The sequence below is a fragment of the Devosia sp. Root635 genome (genome assembly GCF_001427605.1).
In the GTDB taxonomy this organism is placed as follows: domain Bacteria; phylum Pseudomonadota; class Alphaproteobacteria; order Rhizobiales; family Devosiaceae; genus Devosia.
This window is the reverse complement of the sequence record NZ_LMGZ01000001.1, coordinates 200,594-216,700: the sequence shown is the minus strand read 5'-3', so window position 1 is coordinate 216,700 and position 16,107 is coordinate 200,594. Positions and strand designations below refer to the sequence as shown.

The window sequence follows — 16,107 nt, the reverse complement described above, 5'->3', positions numbered from 1 at the left end:
CGCCCGTCGCTCAGGTTTGAACCGGCAGTGCCTCGCACTGCCGGTTTTGTTTTGCCTTAGTCACGCTTGACCTGGCGAATGGCGCCGGCCTGGGGATTGTAGCCATGGGCCGCCAGCAGGAATGCGACGATTGCAAAGCCCGCCACCACGGCCAGGGAAACCCAGTTGACCTGCCCATAGGCGGCATAGCGCATCAGCTCGACCGCGTGGGTGAAGGGGTTGGCGAGGGACAGGTAGTAGATGGGCTCGGCCCCCGCCTCGCGCAGCTTCCATAGCGGATAGAGCGCCGAGGACAGGAAGAACATCGGAAAGACCACGAAGTTCATCATGCCGGCGAAATTCTCGATCTTGGGCGTGTAGACCGATACCAGCAGCCCGATGGCGCCAAGCATAAGGCCCGACAGTATGATGGCCGGCAGCACGGCAAGCTCGCCCCAGGGCGGAAAATGGTAGCCGAACAGGCGCGCCAGGATCAGGAAGGCATAGACCTGCAGCACCGACAGGATGGTGGCGCCCATGATCTTGGCAAACAGCAGGAAACCCCGCGGGAGCGGCGAAACCAGCATGACCCGCATGACGCCGGCTTCCCGATCATAGACCATGGACAGCGCCGACTGCATGCACTGGAACAGCACCACAATGCCTGCCAGGCCCGGCAGAATATACTCCTGATAGGGCGTGTAGGTCCGGTAGGGCTCGACGATAGACACCCCCAGCAGGTCGTGCAGCCCGGTCGCAAAGACCACTAGCCACAGCGCCGGACGCACCAGTGCGGAGAGCAGGCGCTCGGTCTGGTGCAGGAACTTGGCCACTTCGCGCCAGGCGATGGCGTAAAGGCCCAGCCACATATGGGAGAGCGTTATTGGCATTGATGCTCGGGCTGGTCTGTTCCCAGTGTGTCGAGGGTCGTCGTTTGATGCAGGAACCCTTCGAGCGGCGCCTCGGCAATGACGGCGTTGTGGGTGGCCAGCACGATGGGCATGCGCATCTGTCCGTCCCATTCGCGGAAATTGAGCTGCACGCCCTTGGCGCCATCCATGCGCAGGCGACTGCTGCGCAGATAGGCGGCGATGTCGGCCGGGTCATCCGAGCGGGCCTTGGCATAGGCGGTGACGATGGACTTGGCTGCCATCCAGGTCGCCCAATCCTGCCCCGTCATGCGGCGCCCATCGGTCAATTCCTCGAACCGCACCGTGACCTGGGTCGAGCCGTCCCGGTCCCACGACCATTGCCATTCGCTAGCGACGAGGCCGGTCGATCCCACCACCGGGCGCGCCAACTGGGTATCATAGGGCAGATAGCGGGCATATTCGCCTTCGCTGTCGGCGATGTAGATGATGTCGTAGTCGGCGCCACCGGTAATCAACTGGGTGTTGTTGGCCTCCCGGTTGGCCGGGTCGGTGGAGAGGGTGAACTGACGTTCGTCGACGATATCGAGCCGCAGCCTCTCGGCGGAGGCGCGGAAGGACGCCGCCATTTCGGCGTCGCGCTCGTGTGGGCCCACCAGCATGAGAATGCGGGTCCAGTTCCGGGTGCGCAGCAACTGGACCATGGCATCGGCATTCATGCGGTCCGAGGCGGCAGTGTGCAGCAGGTTGGGGTAGCAGCGGGTCCGCAGATAATCCTGGGGCGCCGTGGCGTTGACCAGGGTGACCGGCAGGTCCGCGGCAGCGGCCGCCACCTGGTCCACCAGGTCCGCCGGCAGGTCGAGGATGACGAAATGTTCGCCCTTGCCGACCATGTCCTTGAGCGTGGCGATCAGCGCGGGCGCATCGGCCGCCTCGACGTGATCGAGCGAGACGGTTTGCCCCACCGCATCGGAGACGACCGCCAAGTCTGACACGCCCATGGTCGCGCCGTCGATGGGATTGCCCCCCGGCGCGATCTCGATGCGCGTATAGACGATATCGGGGTGATAGCGGGCATCATCGGTGAGGCCGAGATAGCCGATGGTCACCTCCGCCGCCGCAACGCTGCTGCTCAGCAATCCCAGCGTCAGTGCCGCCGCACCCATGAGCCTAGTCATCGATCACCACCGAATGCGGCACGCGCCCGACGGGAATGGACTGGATGGCCGACATGCTGGCCATGTCGATCACCGTGATATCGTCGGACAGGCCATTGGCCACATAGGCCCGCGTTTCATCGCTTGAGAGGTCAACCGACCAGGCGCGCTTGCCCACGAGGACATATTGCAGCACATCATGCGTCGCCGCATCGATGATGGCGACGTGGTTGGCGCGTCCCAGGCTCAGCAGCACCTTGCTGCCATCCTTGGTGATCGCCATTCCGACCGGCGTGACATCTTCCTCGCGAAAGCCCGGCGGGACGAAGATGAGGCTGTCGCCCTTGATCTCGTTGGTCGCGGTATCGATGATGTATATCTCGCTCGACAGCTCGCAACTGACCCAGAGCTCGCTGCCATCGGGGGTCAGGATAAACCGCCTGGGGCGCGTACCGACCAGGATATTCTTGGTCACGGCTCCGCTTGCAACGTCCACGACGTGGACCATGTCGGCGACCTCGGAGGTGACATAGGCGGTCTTGCCGTCGGGCATCACCAGCACGCCCTCCGGCTCCGCCCCGGTGGGGATGTCCATCACCGAGATCCGGCTAGCCATGTCGATCACTTCGAGACGCGAGTCTTCCTCGTTGGAGACGAAGAGCTGCGTTTCATCCGGCGAGAAGGCAAACACCTCCGGGCTCGGCCCCGTGGGAATATTGTCCACCACTTCCAGCGTCGCGACATCGATCACGTCGATGACGTCATCGTCGCCACAAGCCACATAGAGCAGGGTCTTGTCGGCGTTGAAATGCATGTCGCGAGGCCGGCGCGATGTCTCGATCCGCTTGACGATGCTGTAGTCGGCATCGAGCACCACGACCTCGTGGCTTTTTTCGTTGGAGACGAAGATCAGGCCCGTGCCGGCGGCTGCGGCCACCGTGACGGACATGCACAAAGTGACCAGCGCCAGGGCGCCTGCGATGATGCGTTTCATGGTCATTTCACCACGAACGTTCCAGCAAGGCCGCGGTTTTCATAGCCATCGGCCCAGAACTTGTACTCACCGGGACGAATGGGCACGAACCAGATATCGATCGTGCCTTCATCGTCGAACTCGACGCTGTAGAGGCCATAGGGCGTGATTTCGAGGTCATTGATGATCACCTGGTTGATCCAGGAGTTGCGGAACAGCTCGGGCGCGACGACAGCGAGCTCCTCGCCACCATCATGCACGATGCGCAGCCGGTAGTATTTGCCGGTTTCGAGTTCGAAGTTGGTTTCCGAAAAGGTCAGGTTGGCACTGTCGATCATCAGGTCGGGCAGGCGCGTCGCATTCGCGGCCAGGTTGCCCTCGGCGAAGGAGGGCGTTGCCAACGCCGCCAAAATCAATACTCCCGCCCACACGCGCTTGAGACCCAACATGCAACCCTCCTTGTCCCGGTACTCCGGCTTACACCCAAAATAAACCTCGGCACTGTGTTGGCTCGCTCAACGCCCTGCAATCGTTGAGCCTCAATATCTTACATTGTGTTCGCCGATGAGCCGGGGTGCTAGCGGTACGAGTCAATCGGAATGGAGGGAGGGCAGATGCGCCTTTTTACAAAATTGTGTCTCGCGGCTATGGCGACACTTACGGCGGCGCCGGCCTGGGCCCAGCATGGCGGGGCAAATACACTTGTCGTCGGTGTGCAGGAATCGGGCACCGTGCAGTGGGAAATCGAGACCATCATGGCCAATGGCCTGGCGAGCAAGCATGGGCTCGAGCTGGAAATACGGCCCCTGGCCGATAGCCGTGCCGGCCAGATCGCCCTGCAGGCGGGCGAGGTGGACGTCATCCTCTCCGACTTTGTCTGGGTGACCATCCAGCGCAGCCAGGGCAACAAGGTGACCATGGTGCCGCACTCGCTCGCCGTTGGCGGCTTGATGGTCAATCCCGACAGCGGCATTACCAAGGTCGAAGACCTCAAGGGCAAGAGGATTGCCGTTGCAGGCGGCCCGGTGGACAAGAGCTGGGTGACCTTGCAGGCCTATTATAACAGCGTCACCGGCACCAAGCTGGTGGATGACGTTTCGGCCAATTATGGCGCCCCTCCGCTGGTCAACGAACTGCTGGCCAATGGCGGTACCGATGCGGCGCTGAACTTCTGGCAGTGGAACGCGCGGGCCAAGGTTGCCGGCGCCACCGAACTGCTGTCGGTGGCCGACATGCTGTCGGCGCTGGGCGTTTCCGAACAGCCGCCGCTGCTGGGCTGGACCTTCACCGATGAAACCGCCAAGGACAAGAAGGCAGCCATCGTGGCCTTCCTTGATGCCTCGTTCGACGCCAAGGACTTGCTGCTCAATGACGACAGCGCCTGGACGCCGCTTCAGACCCTGATGGGGGCCGACGGCGACGATGCGCTGTTTGCCCAGTTGCGTGACGACTATCGCGCCGGGATCGTCACGAGCTACAATCCCACCAAGATGGGCGCGGCCAAGGAGGCGTTCGCCCTGATGGCCGAATATGGTGGTTCCGAACTGGTTGGCGAAGACACCAAGCTGGATCCGGGCACCTTCTGGCGGGGATACCGCAAATAGCCTCGAATAACGGTTCAGAACATCGCATTTCAAGCGCGTGGCGGCCTCGTGCCGGCGCGCTTGAAGTGTTGTCCCTGCCTTTGCTGCTGGTCATCTGGCAGGTGCTGTCCATGATCATCGTCAATCGCCTGTTCCCGTCGCCGATCATGGTGGCGCAGGTGATGTGGGAGGCCGCCACCGAGGGGCGCCTGCTGGGCGACCTGGGCAAGACACTGTGGCGCGCCGCCATGTCCTTTGTCATCGCCATGGCCCTGGGCACCGCCATCGGCATCGCCTTCGGCCGGGTGCGCTGGGTCGATCGGCTGTTCTCGGGCTGGCTGCTGGTGGGGTTGAACCTGCCGGCCATCGTTATCGCCATCGTCCTCTATATCTGGCTGGGGCTGAACGAGCTGTCGCTCATCCTTGCCGTCATTATGAACAAGGTCCCGCTGGTCATTGCCACGGTGCGCGAAGGCGTCCGCAGCTTCTCCGACGATCTGGACGAGCTGGGCACGGTGTTCCGCATGTCGGCGCTGCGGCGTCTGCGGCTGATCTTCATACCACAACTGACCCCCTTCGTGCTGGCAGCAGCGCGCACCGGGCTCTCCCTCATCTGGAAGATCGTGCTGGTTTTCGAAGTGCTGGGCAGCGATGGCGGCATCGGCTACCGGATCAGCATCATGTTCCAGTTCTTCAACATTTCGGGCATCCTGGCCTATACGACGGCCTTCATCCTGGTCGTCCTGGCCTTTGAATACGGCGTCATGCGGCCGCTCGAGCGACGGATATTGAGATGGCGACCGGTCCGGAACTGAAGATCGACATCGCCGAGAAGCGTTTTCCGGCCGCGCCCGGCGCGCTGTTCGAGGGGCTGCAACTGGATATTGCGCCCTCGAGCGTGGTGGCGCTTGTCGGCCCATCGGGCATCGGTAAATCGACCTTGCTGCGCATGATTGCCGGCATCGACACAGAATTTTCGGGCGGTGTCGAGATTGGCGGCCAGCCGGCCAGAGCCGCGCCCACGCCCGGTTTCGTCTTCCAGGATCCCCGCCTGCTCCCCTGGCTGACGGCTATCGACAATATTCGCGCCGCCGACCCTGCCTGCACGCAGGACAAGGCAGCGGAGGTTCTGGAGCGGGTGGGGCTGGCCGGAGCCGGGACGCTTTATCCCTACCAATTGTCGGGTGGCATGCAGCGTCGCGTGGCGCTGGCGCGGGCGCTGGTGGTCAATGCAAGTCTGCTGTTGCTGGATGAACCCTTCGTATCGCTCGATCGGACGCTCGTGGGTGAAATCCACGCGCTCTTCGCGCGGCTGGTATCGGAAAGCCGACCCACCGTGGTTTTCGTTTCCCACCTCACCGAAGACGCCGCGGCGCTGGCGGATCGCGCCATCCTGCTCGGCCATCGCCCGGCCCGCATCGTGGGTGATGTGACGCTGCCCATTCCTGGCGCGAAACGTGACCAGGCCACCCTTGAGCACTACCGGGCCATGCTGGACGGCGCCCTGGAAAGCGATGGAGATTAGGATGCTGGCAACTAACCCCGTCATTTCGTTCGATGCCGTCAGCAAATCCTATGGCGCGCTGAAAGCGCTCGACGCCGTCAGCTTCTCGGTGGAGGAGGGCGCAATTGTCGGCCTGCTTGGCCCCAATGGCGCGGGCAAGTCGACGCTGTTCCAGGTGGCGGCAGGGCTGTTTGCCCCCGATGGCGGCTCGGTTGCGGTGCTGGGGAAAGACTACGGTGATGCGAGCTCCGATATCCTGCGGCAGCTCGGCGTGGTGTTTCAGGCCAGGTCGGTCGATCTCGACATGACCACGCGCGCCAATCTGAAATTTCACGGGCAGCTCTTCGGGCTATCGGGCAAGCTCCTGGCCGGGAGGATCGACGCGGTGGCACGCTTTCTCGATATCGGCGACCTGCTCGATCGGCTGGTTCGCACGCTCTCGGGCGGCAACCAGCGGCGGGTGGAAATCGCCCGGGCGCTGATCAACCAGCCAAAGCTGCTGCTGATGGACGAGCCGAGCGTGGGGCTGGACACCACGGCGCGCCTCGCTCTGGTGGAGCATTTGCGCCGCGAACGGGACGCGCACGGCACCTCGATCCTGTGGTCGACCCATCTGGTCGACGAGGTGGAGGCAGCTGACTGGATCGTGCTGCTCGCCAAGGGACGCGTGGTCCTGGCCGGCACGCCGGCCGAGGTCATCGCGTCGGCCGGAACCGAAACCTTGGCCGAAGCCTATGTCGCCCTGACGGGCGGCAGCCGCCCGCCGACGGAACCCGACGACAGCCGGCCCTAAAGCCAGAGCGCTTGGAGCGAATCTGAAAGATCGCGGCGCGCCTTAGCGGAAACCGCCCGGATTGCGCTTACGCCAGGCCCACGGATCATCCACCTTGGCGCCCGCCTGCCAGACGCCCAGCCCGGCTGCCTTGGCTTCTTCTTCGGCCGCAAGATAGGCGTCGGTCTGGTCGAGATAAGCCCGCGCCATGCCAGTGCTGACGAAAGCCTCTCCCACATCCATGCCATCGATGGTGCAGGTGCCGTGGCTGCGCCCGAAAGGGTCGGCAACGCCAGTCAGGACGCAGGTGGCGTCTCCCTGCGCCAGAATGCCGTCAAGCGCCTGCTTGGCCGCGTCCCAGCAGGCCCATTTCTGGCTCCCGACCGTACAAATCTGGTCGCGCTCGGGCGCATCCACGCCCCAGAGGATGACGCGCTGATTGTCGACCATGATGATATCGGCATCGATGGTCCGCCCCGGCCCGGTGACCGTATCGCCCTCCGCAGCCATTGCGGGGACGCAGCCAAGGGCGAGGGAGGCCAGGAGGGCCGCCAGGACAGGTCTCATCGAATTCTCCAATATTCTTGTTCGTTACACATGAGCGGCAGCCTCGGCTAGGATGCCGTACAACAGGAAGCAGGCAACCGATGAAGATGATTGCGTTTGCGGCATTGACAGCCATGGCGCTGGGCGCGGCGCCGGTAGTGGCAGGTCCGGTGGAAGACCTGCTGAGCGGCGCCCGAAAGGAATGCGTCGGCTGCGATCTCACCGACGCCCGCTTCAAATCGGCGGATCTCAGCGGCGTTGATTTCAGCGGCGCCAATCTGAGCGGCGCAACGTTCCACCGGGCCGTGCTCGCCGGCGCCATCTTCGACCATGCCGACGTCACCGGCACCAACTTCAACCTGGCCAACCTCACCAGCGCCAGCTTCGTGGGCGCCACGGCCACGGGGGCCTATTTCTACGAGGCGCAATTGTCCGGTGCCGACTTCACCGATGCCACCTTGTCCAACGCCCGGATGCAGCATGCGCGCATGACTGGCGCGACCTTGGTTGGCGCCAATCTCGATGGCGCCGTGATGAAGCAAGTGCGCCTCAACAATGCGGACCTCAGCGGCGCCTCGATGCTGCGCACCAATCTTAGTGATTCCAGCATCGGCCGATCGAACTTCACCGGGGTTCGCATCGACAATGGCAGCTTCACCAATGCCAAGATGGCGCGGGCCATCTTCGACGATGCGGTGATTACGCTGACCGATTTCTATGGCGCGGACATGGACGGCGTCAGCTTCGTGGACGCCACCGTCGCCGGCTCGCGTTTTACCCGCGCCCGCGTGTCCGACAGCGCCTTCGCAGAGACCGAGATGCTGCACAATTTCATGCAGGACGGGCATCGCCAGGACTAGCTCAACCTGGTGGCAGGCTCGGCTCGTAGGGTGTCTGGACCACCTCCAGCCGTGTCTGGCTTTGAAAATACCCAACATTGAGCTGCTGGGTGTCCGTATTGAAGGCATCCTGCCCCTTCTTGCGAAGGAAGCTCGATTCGAGCCGCATGCGCTCGGTCCCATCAGGGCTGTCCGCCGTGCAGATTTCATGGACGAACTGGTTGCCGACCGGGTTTTCGCCGGCGCGCGGCGGCAGGTCGTCGCATGTCTGCTGCCAACTGCCGTAGCGGCCCTTGAGATTGCGCGCCAGGGTCACCGCGATGCGGCGTTCGCGGGTGCTGGCCCTCTCATCGGTCACGATGCGAATGCCGCGCACGATGGAGCCGTCGTCGACGAGCACGGATACCATGACGGGATGGGCATAGATCGAGGTGCCGCCCTGCAGCACCTTGTATTCCGCCTCCTGAGCGCGCGCGAGATAGTCGATTTCGTCGTCGTTTTCGAAATAGACTTCGTGCAGCCCCGATGGTTCTGCCGGGCATTTGGCAAAGTCCGAAAATCCGGCGGCCAGCTTGATCGAGGGCGGCCCGCCATTGGTGCCGCAGGAAATCTCGACCACTTCCATGGCCGGTATCTGGGATACGGGCTGGCCCAGCGTGACGTTCCAGATCGAAAAGACAGGAACCAGCGCGGGATCGAATTGCGCATTGGCGGAGCTGGCCATGCCGGCCAGCCCCATGCAGAGAGCAATCGTCAACGGCCTCAAACGCGGCACCGGCCTACTCCAGACTGGCGCAGACCTTGCCGGCGCTGTCGCCATAATAGTCCTGGCATTGTGCCAGGGTCGTCTCGCCAGCACCCTGAACGTGGGTCTGGATATAGGCCACGAGGTTGATGATGTCGGCCGGACGGATCGATTTGCCCTTGCGCGGCATGTCGGCGGCTTCGAAGTCGGCGGCGGTCATGCCATAGCAGACGTCGCCATCCTTGTAGGCCTGGTTGTTGTGATAGGGCATCGGCGTGCCGGGGATGCCGCACGAAATAACGTCGATGAACCCCTGAGTATCGAGCAGGCTTTCGCGCAGCTTGGCGGCATCACCCTCGGACCGTGGATTCTTGCCCATGCCATCGCCGTTCCAGCCGTGGCAACTGAGGCAGATGCCGACGCGATTGTAGACATCGTGGCCCTTCTCGATATCGGCGCCTTCGAGCAGGCCCACATCCATATATTCGGTGACCGGGTAGCCCATGAAGTCGCCACCGCTCGCCGGGGTATCGGATTGAGCGTTGCTGGGCATGGCGGTGAGCGCCAGCGGAGCCACGATAACGAGTGCCGCTGCGGCAGTCAGAATGCGGGAAAACAAAGACATAGGATATCCATTCATCAAAATCGCCGCCGGGTCGCGTACGACCCGGCGGCTTCCAATTGCGGTTTAGCTTAGAGCTCGAATACGTACAGCATGTTGGCGGTCGCCTTGCTCTCAAGCTCGGGATAGCCGAAGGCGGCGATCGAGATGCCACCGCCAGCGATGGCGATGTATTCCTTGTCGCCGACGCTGAAGGCGATCGGCGGCGCCTGGAACGGCGTGCCCAGGTTCATGCTCCACTTCTGCTCCAGCGTCTTGCTGTCATAGGCGCCGAATGTTCCGTCGAGCTCGCCGGTCCAGACCAGGCCGGGGGTCAGCATGACACCGGCATAGTTCGGATACGGACGGTCGACCTTTGCACTCTGTTCGCCGGTGGCGACATTGTAGGAGAAGATGGAACCGGTCTGCAGGCCCGAGGCGGCGGCAGAACCGCCCGAGAAGCTCGAACCGGCGGCCACGTCTTCGGGTGCAACCGCGTCGACCGTGAGGTCGGAGCAGCCTTCGATACCCGCGCCAAAGGCCAGGCCCGTGGTCGGATCGTAGGCGGTCGGCCAGAAGTTCACGCCGCCCTGGATATTCGGGCAGGTCTCGACGCTTTCGCCACCACGACGGGAGGCACCGGCGGCATATTCCTGCAGCGATTTGCTGCTGTCATATTCCATCGGCATGCCGGTCTTGGGGTCGATACCAGCGGTCCAGTTGAGCTTGTTCACATAGGGGCTGGCATTGATGAACGACCCGTTGGAGCGGTCGAGCGTATAGAAAATGCCGTTGCGCCCGAAGTGAGCCAGGACCTTGCGGGCCTCGCCGTCGATTTCGGTGTCGAGCAGCAACTGCACACCCACCTCGTCATAGTCCATATAGTCGCCGGGCGTGTACTGGAAGTGCCACTTCAGCTCACCGGTATCGGCGTCGAGCGCCACCGAGGAGTTGGAATAGAGGTTGTCGCCGGGGCGATATTCCGGATCGTACATCGGCACCGGATTGCCCGTGCCCCAGTAAATCGTGTTGCTGGCTTCGTCATAGGAACCAGTCACCCAGGCAGCGGCGCCACCGGTTTTCCAGCAATCGGGATTGCCGGTTTCGTCGCACAGCCAGGTCTCGCTGCCCGGCTGCCCGGGCTCCGGAACCGTATAGAAGCGCCAGACTTCCTCGCCGGTCGCCGCATCGAGCGCCGCGATCCAGCCGCGCGTGGCCCAGTCGCCATAGCTCTGGCCGACAAGAATCTTGTCCTTGAGGGCGAGCGGGGCGTTGGTGAAGCCTTCGCCGGGCTCGGTGGCAATCTGTTCGTCCCAGACCACATCGCCGGTTTCGTCGTCGAAGGCCATGACGCGACCGTCATTGAGCGCCACGATCACGAGATTGTTCCACAGCGCGAGGCCGCGGCTGGCAAGCAGGATCGGACGGTTCGGGTCCTTGTCGACGCCGGTCTCGCCGATCCAGACGACATCGCCGCGTTCACCGGTGGAGACGTCGATCTTGTACGGGGTGCCCCACGGATCGACGATGTAGAGGAAGCCGTCCTTGGCCAAGGGGGTGGCCTCGAGGCCACCCTGGCCGAAGCCGGCAGGCTCGGTGCCGCCCAGCGGGACCGCATAGGCGAGCTTCAGCCCGGCGACGTTGTCGGTGGTGATTTCATCGAGCGGTGAAAAGCGGTTGGCGTCATAGGTCCGATGGACCATCAGCCAGTTCCCGGCCTCGGCTTCCGTGCCGGCGGCCGACAGGCGCTCCGGCGTGGCATCGTCGGCGAAGGCCGGCATGGCCGATATGAGTGTTGCGGCGGCGACGCCGATCAAAAATTTATTGCGGATCATGATTTTACCTCTCCCCCCGAACGCTTTGTTGCATCTTAGTGGGATGAGTAGGTTGACACTCTCGCGCGTCGAATTTTGCCTATCTAGAGTATTGGAAGAATCGAAGAGGACCCGCTTGGTGCTATGCGACCTGCATGAATTCCTGGTCGCTCGGGGTCATTTCCGCGGCATATTCGTTGCGGCAGAATTCGGCAATTCCATTGTAGGTCTGCGCATAGGAGCGCAGTGACAACAGATGCTTGGGCATCGCCAACACCACCTGCCGGCTCATGTCCTTGATCCGCAGCAGGTGGATTTTCTGCCGTACCGAATGCGGCAGATTCGGCAGCAGCGATATCGGGCAATGCGCCGTCGCCAGGCCAGCGGCGACGATATCGACCGCCAGGGGGTAGGTGCTAGCGGAATAGGTCGCCGCCGCATTCGGCAGGCTATGCCGGTACCATTCCAGCGACCGGTCGCGCAGGCTGAGCTGCGGGTCCATATCGACAAAATGCTGCAATGGCGCAGCCAGTTGCACGGATTTGTCGGTGCTCAGCGCCGCCCGGATTTCCGACGGCTGCACGCTGGCGGGCACGACCCAGGCAATGTGGTCCTCGAATAGCGGCGTGATGGCGAAGGCATTACGGTCATGCACGACCGCCTCGTCCGACACGATGGCGCAATTGAGCTGGTGCAGGCGCAGCATTTCCACGAGCTCGGAGGAGGTGACGGCGTATTTGACCTCGAACTTCACGAAGCCTTCCTGGTTCGAGGCAATCCTGGCCGCCTCGGAAACGAACCGCCCGCGCATGGTGGGAGTCAAACCCATGCGGACTGTCAGGTTGTTGCGGACAAAGCGCTGATCGTGCTCGGAAAACACCGTCTTGAGTCGGCCGAGCATTTCCGTGCTGGCGGCGAACCAGTAGTCGCCCGCCGGGGTCAGCACCACGGCGCCGGTACGATTGCGGACAATGAGCTGGCAGCCCAGGCGTTCTTCCAGCTTTGCCAGCTGCTGGGAAATAGAGGGTTGTGACAAATCGATACGCCGGGATGCCTTGGTGATCGAGCCGGCGATGACAACAGCGTTGAAAATCTCGAGTTGCTTAAGGGTGATGTCCTGCAGGGCGGCCTCCTGATGGCTAAGATAATGTATCTCATCAGGAAATCCACTGTCAGATCACGCTCTAGTGCGAAAGTCTGACGGCTCCGCTGCAATGTGCAGGCAGGTGGCGCGCGGGCTTTTGGACGAGCCCGGTTGGGTCAACTGTGCGGAGGAAATATGACAAGTGACGGGGGCGTTCTTATCGGGCCGCCGGAGGCGCGGGCCGACTATGGCCCGCTATTGCGCCTAGTATTGGTCAATGTCATCGCGGTGACCGGCCTGGTCATATTGTGGCGAATGGGCCTGCTCGACTTGGTGATCGAGACCGACCATACCAGAGTGTCGCTGATCATCTTCGCCATCCTGGTCGGTACGACGCTGCATTGCTTCTATCAGACCGTTGTCGTGTCGCGCGAGCTTGTCGCCGCCAGGCAGGCCCGAACCATCCTCGATGCCGAGCACGGCACCCGCCTCGCCCTCGGCCCGCAAGGCGTGATGACGACGGCTGGAACCATTCTCCCGCCGGGGGTGCTCGCCAGGCATATCGAGGGGCTGGTGCGCAAGGCTCAGTTGCAGGCCGGAGGGCCGGTGGACCAGAACCTGTTGCTGCGCCTGCTGGCCGACCGCCTGCGCGGCAGGGAAAGGCTGGGCCTGTTCGTCTCCGAAGCCTTGTTGCGGCTGGCGCTGCTGGGAACGGCCATCGGCTTCATTCTCATGCTCATCCCGATCTCGGCGCTGACCTCGTTCGAAGCCGATACCCTGCGGGGCGCCCTGGGCGGCATGACCAGCGGCATGGCCATCGCGCTGAACGTGACCGTTGCCGGCATTGCCGGGGCGCTGCTGCTCAAGCTGGAATATTACATGCTCGACGCGGCCATCGCCGATCTCTTCGACACCATCGTCGAAACCACCGAAATTTACGTCGTTTCGGCGCTGGAGTCCGGGCCGGATGCAAGAGCCTAGTCTGTTCTCCGGAGCGAGTGACGACGGTACCTTCGTGCCGTTCACCGACATCCTGTTCAACGCCCTGCTTGGCTTTGCGGTCATGCTGTTCATTGCCTTCGCGCTGATCCGGCCGGAAGCGAAAACCGGGGTCATCGACACCAAGGCGGAGATGATCATCACGGTCACCTGGCCGGATAATAACGAGGACGACATCGATACCTACGTCCAGGAGCCCAGCGGCAACGTGGTCTGGTACCACGCCATGCAGAAGGGCCTCGTCACGCTCGACCGCGACGACCGCGGCAATTATCTCGACGAGGTCACCGTCAACGGGCAGACGATCCAGTTTCCGCTCAACCAGGAGACGGTCACGGTTCGCGGCATCGTGCCGGGTGAGTATGTGGTCAATCTCTACCACTACCTCAATCCGAGCGAGGCGCCGGTTCCGGTGACCGTCAAGGTGGAGAAGATCAATCCCACGCTCAGCGTGGTCTACTACGATACCGTCGTGCTGAAGAAAAAAGGCGACGAGCAGACCGCCGTGCGCTTCACGCTCGATGCCGCCGGCAATGTCACTGACGTCAATACGCGGCAGCTCTCGCTGATCCAGGCGGTGCGCAAATGATCGAGGCCTCCATCGGCTTGACGGTGCTGTGCTATGCGGTTCTCGGGGTGCTCCTGCTGAGCCTGAACTTCGTTTCGCTTTGGCGGTGGTGGGTGAAGCTGGCGGCCATATTACTCACCGTGGCGGCCTGTATCGGCAGCTATTTCTCGATCTCCGGCCTCCTCGGCTGGGCCGCGCCAACCAGCCTGCCGGAGCGGTTCAGCCTGGTGGCCACGCGGATCGTCGAACCGGATATGCTGCGCGGCACGCCCGGTCACATCTATCTCTGGGTCGAGGAAATAGACGAAAACCAGGTGATCATATCGCCGCCGCGCGCCTTCGAAGTGCCCTATGAGGTCGATCTTTCCGTCCAGGTTGCGGAGGCCCAGAGCGAGATCAATGGCGGCAGCAACATCATGGGGCAGTTCGCCGCCACCGAGTCGGCGGGCGGGGAGCGCCAGGATGCGCCGCGCGAGGGGAGCGATACCGACGACTTCTCGCAGGGTTCCGATATCGGCTCTTCGAGTGGCGAAGGCGGGCGCTTCGACGATACGACCGCCATGAACAACCTGACTTTTTCCGACATGCCGCCGGTCAACCTGCCCAGCAAGCCCATCCTGTCGGACTGACATAGTGCAGGGGCCGCTACTTTACGCCAATGCCAAAGGTCGAATTGCCGAGCATGGCGTTGCATGAGCCTGATGTCGCAGCAGGGATTTGACGACGGTTGAACATGATTGCCGAACACCCGGATCGACAGGCGCTGATGGACGAAGTCCATGCGCGCCCCGTAGAGGTTATCGAAGCAAGCTGCCGGCTGCGCCGGCTGGTTTTTGTCATGCCCGCCCGACCGGGCGCCATGTCCGAAGCCTTCGAGCGCTTCATGCGGTTCTGCCAGGAACACGGCCACGCGATGCCGACGCCTGCTAGCCGGCAATACAGCTTCGCTTCGGCGCAACGACAGGTAACCTGGGAGTTCCACACCGAATTCGTAACGGTGACCTGGCGCGGGCCGCTTGACGATGTGGAGAGTTTTCCGGCCGAGCTTGGCCTCGACACGATCGGCGAAGGGCTGCTCATCGGCGCGACGCGGATCGACGTCATTGCCGACGAGACGGTGCCGGACCGGCTTCTTCCCGGTTTCAGGCTTCCCAGCCTGTGCCTCGCCGACATCGAAAACGGGCGGGGCCAGGTTGCGACCGACTTTGTGCCCGATGCCGACAGTTTCACGCGATTCGAGCTGGCGGCGGGCGGACTCACACCGCTGCGCCGCTCGATCATTGCCCGGCGGCTGCTGGAAATCGACACCTACCGCACCATGGCGTTGCTGGGCCTGCCGCTCGCCCGCAGCGCGGCGCCTGACCTGCGGGCGATCGAGCTTGAGCTGACCGGGCTGATGGCCGCTTTGTCCGACGCCGCCACCCCGGAAAGTCGGCAGGCGAGCCTCAACGCCCTGCAAGCCCTGTCGGTGCGCAATGGGCAGCTTTCGGAGCGCCTCGACTATCGCTTCGCGGCGGGCCGGGCCTATGGCGACATTCTGGGTGTCCGGCTCGCCGGCCTGCGCGAAAGATCGACGACGCGCGGATCGACCCTCACCCACTTTCTCGGCAATCGCGTCGATCCGGGGCTGGCCACCTGCGCCGCGGTGGAGAAGCGCCTGGCAAAGTCGTCGACCAAGATCGAACGAGCCATCGAGCTGCTCAATGTGCGCATCGGCGTCGACACCCAGCTGCAGAATGCGGCGCTGCTCGACAACATCGCCAGAACCGCCCGCAGCCAGTTTCTGCTGCAGCGCACGGTCGAAGGCCTGTCGGTGATCGCCATCAGCTACTACATGCTCGGCATTCTCAGCTATGTGATGGCGGGCCCCTTGGGCGAACTGCATTGGGACAAGGCCATGGCGCTGTCCCTGTCGGCCCCGTTCGTCGTCGGCGCCGTCTGGCTCATGGCCCGCCATATCCGCAAGCTGCACGATCAGTCGCCGCCGAAATCCGGAGCGTAGCGGCGGCCAAATGGACAAGCCGCGGGCGCCGCCGCTATGGTCGGTGATGTAAGCCCGAAAGAGTGCCAGGTG

At 63.0% G+C, this 16,107-nt stretch carries 18 protein-coding genes; 9 read left to right on the top strand and 9 right to left on the bottom strand.

Annotated features, from left to right (window positions below; genetic code table 11):
* Window positions 1-56 precede the first annotated feature (56 nt).
* Genes ASD80_RS01060 through ASD80_RS01045 form a run of 4 tightly spaced genes read right to left on the bottom strand, consistent with a single transcriptional unit; the run spans window position 57 to window position 3,427 of the window.
* A complete protein-coding gene (locus ASD80_RS01060) occupies window positions 57-869 on the bottom strand; it encodes an ABC transporter permease (protein WP_200950188.1) in 813 nt (270 codons plus the stop codon).
* Window positions 860-2,026 (bottom strand): amino acid ABC transporter substrate-binding protein, encoded by a 1,167-nt coding sequence (locus ASD80_RS01055; RefSeq protein WP_156460263.1) that lies wholly within the window; start codon window positions 2,024-2,026, stop codon window positions 860-862. Before ASD80_RS01055 ends, ASD80_RS01060 begins: the two co-directional genes overlap by 10 nt.
* Window positions 2,019-2,999: a PQQ-dependent catabolism-associated beta-propeller protein gene (locus ASD80_RS01050; RefSeq protein ID WP_056227698.1), complete on the bottom strand. Its 981-nt coding sequence runs from the start codon at window positions 2,997-2,999 to the stop codon at window positions 2,019-2,021. The genes ASD80_RS01055 and ASD80_RS01050 overlap by 8 nt, the downstream gene beginning before the upstream one ends.
* Window positions 3,000-3,001: 2 nt before the next feature.
* Window positions 3,002-3,427, bottom strand: a complete 426-nt coding sequence (locus ASD80_RS01045; RefSeq protein ID WP_056227696.1) for a hypothetical protein — start codon at window positions 3,425-3,427, stop codon at window positions 3,002-3,004.
* A 198-nt stretch (window positions 3,428-3,625) separates the two neighbouring features.
* On the opposite strand from ASD80_RS01045, the gene ASD80_RS01040 reads away from it, so the two are divergent.
* The 4 genes from ASD80_RS01040 (at window position 3,626) to ASD80_RS01025 (ending at window position 6,858) form a co-directional block, all read left to right on the top strand.
* Complete coding sequence (locus tag ASD80_RS01040; protein ID WP_162247291.1) at window positions 3,626-4,582, top strand: ABC transporter substrate-binding protein; 957 nt, start codon at window positions 3,626-3,628, stop codon at window positions 4,580-4,582.
* A gap of 65 nt (window positions 4,583-4,647) precedes the next feature.
* On the top strand, window positions 4,648-5,376 hold the full coding sequence (locus ASD80_RS01035) for an ABC transporter permease (protein ID WP_200950186.1): 729 nt from the start codon (window positions 4,648-4,650) through the stop codon (window positions 5,374-5,376).
* Window positions 5,355-6,086, top strand: a complete 732-nt coding sequence (locus ASD80_RS01030; RefSeq protein WP_056227686.1) for an ABC transporter ATP-binding protein — start codon at window positions 5,355-5,357, stop codon at window positions 6,084-6,086. Before ASD80_RS01035 ends, ASD80_RS01030 begins: the two co-directional genes overlap by 22 nt.
* Before the next feature lies 1 nt (window position 6,087).
* Entirely contained in the window at window positions 6,088-6,858 is a 771-nt protein-coding gene (locus ASD80_RS01025) for an ABC transporter ATP-binding protein (RefSeq protein WP_056227683.1), read from the top strand.
* A gap of 42 nt (window positions 6,859-6,900) precedes the next feature.
* Here ASD80_RS01025 and ASD80_RS01020 read toward each other — a convergent pair whose 3' ends face one another.
* Entirely contained in the window at window positions 6,901-7,404 is a 504-nt protein-coding gene (locus ASD80_RS01020) for a thermonuclease family protein (protein ID WP_082554955.1), read from the bottom strand.
* A gap of 80 nt (window positions 7,405-7,484) precedes the next feature.
* On the opposite strand from ASD80_RS01020, the gene ASD80_RS01015 reads away from it, so the two are divergent.
* Complete coding sequence (locus tag ASD80_RS01015) at window positions 7,485-8,243, top strand: pentapeptide repeat-containing protein (protein WP_056227678.1); 759 nt, start codon at window positions 7,485-7,487, stop codon at window positions 8,241-8,243.
* 1 nt (window position 8,244) lies between these two features.
* On the opposite strand, the gene ASD80_RS01010 is transcribed toward ASD80_RS01015, so the two are convergent.
* From ASD80_RS01010 to ASD80_RS00995, 4 genes are all read right to left on the bottom strand, one after another.
* On the bottom strand, window positions 8,245-8,997 hold the full coding sequence (locus ASD80_RS01010) for a hypothetical protein (protein ID WP_156460262.1): 753 nt from the start codon (window positions 8,995-8,997) through the stop codon (window positions 8,245-8,247).
* Window positions 8,998-9,001: 4 nt separating this feature from the next.
* Window positions 9,002-9,592: a c-type cytochrome gene (locus tag ASD80_RS01005; protein ID WP_056227672.1), complete on the bottom strand. Its 591-nt coding sequence runs from the start codon at window positions 9,590-9,592 to the stop codon at window positions 9,002-9,004.
* A gap of 68 nt (window positions 9,593-9,660) precedes the next feature.
* Window positions 9,661-11,403 carry a pyrroloquinoline quinone-dependent dehydrogenase gene (locus ASD80_RS01000; protein ID WP_056227669.1) on the bottom strand — a complete coding sequence of 581 codons (1,743 nt, stop codon included), beginning with the start codon at window positions 11,401-11,403 and terminating at the stop codon, window positions 9,661-9,663.
* 121 nt (window positions 11,404-11,524) lie between these two features.
* Entirely contained in the window at window positions 11,525-12,496 is a 972-nt protein-coding gene (locus ASD80_RS00995; RefSeq protein ID WP_274532310.1) for a LysR family transcriptional regulator, read from the bottom strand.
* Window positions 12,497-12,661: 165 nt separating this feature from the next.
* Between ASD80_RS00995 and ASD80_RS00990 the strand changes: the two genes are divergently transcribed.
* The 4 genes from ASD80_RS00990 (at window position 12,662) to ASD80_RS00975 (ending at window position 16,035) form a co-directional block, all read left to right on the top strand.
* A complete protein-coding gene (locus ASD80_RS00990) occupies window positions 12,662-13,447 on the top strand; it encodes a biopolymer transporter ExbB (protein ID WP_156460260.1) in 786 nt (261 codons plus the stop codon).
* Window positions 13,434-14,054 carry a hypothetical protein gene (locus ASD80_RS00985; RefSeq protein ID WP_056227659.1) on the top strand — a complete coding sequence of 207 codons (621 nt, stop codon included), beginning with the start codon at window positions 13,434-13,436 and terminating at the stop codon, window positions 14,052-14,054. Before ASD80_RS00990 ends, ASD80_RS00985 begins: the two co-directional genes overlap by 14 nt.
* Entirely contained in the window at window positions 14,051-14,662 is a 612-nt protein-coding gene (locus ASD80_RS00980) for a hypothetical protein (RefSeq protein ID WP_056227656.1), read from the top strand. The genes ASD80_RS00985 and ASD80_RS00980 overlap by 4 nt, the downstream gene beginning before the upstream one ends.
* Window positions 14,663-14,766: 104 nt before the next feature.
* Window positions 14,767-16,035 (top strand): DUF3422 family protein, encoded by a 1,269-nt coding sequence (locus tag ASD80_RS00975; RefSeq protein ID WP_056227654.1) that lies wholly within the window; start codon window positions 14,767-14,769, stop codon window positions 16,033-16,035.
* The last annotated feature ends 72 nt before the right edge of the window (window positions 16,036-16,107 follow it).